The following is a 513-nucleotide window of genomic DNA, read 5'->3' as shown; positions in this document are numbered from 1 at the left end:
AAATTAATGAATTTTTATTATTGCTGTGTCTGGCGTAGCTTGATTTCAGGACATGGAGAACCGCCTTGAAATCATCCCCTCTCAACTCAGAAAAATTTGATACCTCACGAGCCAATGAGTACGGACGACAGAGCCGTATTGCGCTAGCAGGATATGACGCCTGCCAAGACTTGGCGGCGTGCATGCTGGCGGCAAGCCTGGGCACTGCACGTTCGGCAAAAATACTTGTAGTTGGCGCTGGCGGTACGGCGCAGGAAATTGTTGCTATGGCCAAGCTTGAGCCGGGTTGGCGCTTCACGGCCGTTGATCCGTCCGAGCCGATGTTGGAGGCTGCAAAGCAGCAATTAGAGGCAAACAACTTGCTTGAAAGAACGGCCATGCATCTTGGGCATGTTGAAGACCTGGCAGCAGACGAGTCATACGACGCAGCGACCTTGATCGGGGTACTCCATCATCTCGATGGAGATGAAACCAAGCGACAAATTTTACGATCCATTCGGGCTCATCTAAAAC

Annotated in this window: 1 protein-coding gene; it reads left to right on the top strand. The window is 51.3% G+C overall.

The genetic code is table 11. From position 1 onward, the window contains the following. Positions 1-65: 65 nt before the first annotated feature. On the top strand, positions 66-513 hold a 448-nt coding region (locus tag AC1DLB_RS31865), incomplete at its 3' end, for a class I SAM-dependent methyltransferase (RefSeq protein WP_477786514.1).

The sequence above is a fragment of the Pseudomonas sp. 05N434 genome, assembly GCF_056396965.1.
The sequence above is the reverse complement of the archived record's forward strand: the minus strand, read 5'-3'. Positions and strand labels throughout refer to the sequence as shown.